The organism is Kitasatospora sp. NPDC007106, assembly GCF_040634455.1.
Classification (GTDB): domain Bacteria; phylum Actinomycetota; class Actinomycetes; order Streptomycetales; family Streptomycetaceae; genus Kitasatospora; species Kitasatospora arboriphila.
This window is the reverse complement of sequence record NZ_JBEYFP010001083.1, coordinates 1-1,751: the sequence shown is the minus strand read 5'-3', so window position 1 is coordinate 1,751 and position 1,751 is coordinate 1. Positions and strand designations below refer to the sequence as shown.

Sequence of the window (1,751 nt, the reverse complement as noted above, 5' to 3'; positions counted from 1 at the left end):
GGAGGCCGGGTAGCCGCCGCCGAGCACCGTCACCACGCCCACCCCGGGCCGGCGGACCACCGGCTGGGCGAACAGCGCCGCCGGCCGCCCCCGGAACGACGCGTAGTTGTCGAACAGCCGGGGCTGGTACAGGCCCGACCCCGCCGCGACCTCGGTGACGGCCGACTCGGCCACCGTCGACTCCACACTGCCGGTGCCGCCGCCGTTCACGAACTCCAGTTCCGCGACCTGCCGCAGCCGCTGCACCACCGCGGCCCGCCGCTCGGCCAGCTCCGCCCGGGCCCGGGTCTGCATCATCCGCACCAGCTGCGAGCGCAGCGGCCGGCCGGCGACCCGGTCGCCGACGCCGGCGATGTGGCCCTCGTAGGCCATCAGGCCGACCACCTCGAAGCCCGGCCGGTTCTGCACCAGCTCGGCGAAGGCGCCCAGGGCCTCGGGGGTGCGCAGCGGCGAGCGTCGGGCGCCGAAGCGGACCCGTCCGCCGAACAGCTCCAGCGAGGTGTCCAGCTCCAGGCAGACCCGGACGGTCTCCGGGCCCCCGCGGGAGGAGTCGATCAGGTCCAGCTGCGCGGGGTCGTCCAGCAGGACGGTGATCGCCCCGGCGAGCTTGGGATCGTCGGTGAGCTCGCCGAAGCCGGCCCGGTCGGCCGACGGGTAGGCGAGCAGGACGTCGGTGAAGCCCTGGCGGGCCAGCCAGATCGACTCGGCCAGGGTGAAGCTCATGATCCCGGCGAAGCCCTCGGTGGCCAGCACCCGCTCCAGCAGGGCGCGGCAGCGCACCGACTTGCTCGCCACCCGGACCGGCTTGCCGCCGGCCCGGCGCACCAGGTCGGCCGCGTTGGCGTCGAACGCGGCCAGGTCGACGATCGCGAACGGCGCGTCGAGGTGCGCGGTGGCCCGGTCGTACCGGGAGCGGTCCGAGACGGCGCCGGACACGGCGGGGGCGAGGTCGGTGGCCATGGCGGCAGCGTCCCACACGGTGGCTACCGCTGGGTAGAGGCGGCGACCGGGGAAGCCGCCGCCCCGGACGCGGCGGGGGACGCGGTGGGGGAGACCGTCGCGGACGGGGTGGCGGAGGTCAGGCTGTCGGCGGCCGCGGCGGCCACCGACTCCACCAGGGCGATGCCCTCCTCCTTGGTGTCCGAGCCGTCGGTCAGCACCGCCACCAGCAGCTCGCGCCCGTCGTGCACCACCCGGCCGATGCTGTTGACCACCCAGGCCCCTTCCGCCGTCCGCGGCAGCCAGCCGTTCTTGAGGTGCACCGCGCGGTCGTCGTCCGCGGCCGAGACGCCCCAGCGTTGGTCGGCGGCTATCAGCCCCATCAGCTTCTGCAGGTACGCCCGGGACTCGTCGCCCAGCACGCCCTCGGTGCCGAACACCAGCTGCAGCAGCCGCAGCTGGTCCTCGGCCGTGGTGGTGGTCAGGCCCCAGTAGCCGTCGGTGCCGGCCGTCGTCCCGGTGAGGCCGAACGCGGCGTTGGCGGCGTCCAGCCCCTCGTCCCCGCCGATCTGGCCGAACAGGTCGGTGGTCGCGTCGTTGTCGCTGTTCTCGATCATCAGTGCGGCGGCGGAGCGCTGGTCGTCGGTCAGCATCCCGTCGGTCCGCCACAGCAGGGCCGCCAGGATGTCGACCTTGACGATGCTGGCGGTGACGAACCGGTCCGTCCCGTACGCGACGCTCGCACCGGGGACGTCGCGGTGATCGGCCCGGACGGCTTCCACCGGATCGTCGGCCGGGCCTCCCTCGACCTG

Annotated in this window: 2 protein-coding genes; both read right to left on the bottom strand. The window is 74.8% G+C overall.

The window, feature by feature from the left end:
• Positions 1-936 (bottom strand): alanine racemase (locus ABZ641_RS35990; RefSeq protein WP_359988668.1); only part of this gene is annotated, 936 nt, incomplete at its 3' end.
• Positions 937-983: 47 nt separating this feature from the next.
• The coding region (locus ABZ641_RS35985; protein WP_359988666.1) for a serine hydrolase at positions 984-1,751 on the bottom strand (768 nt) is incomplete at its 5' end.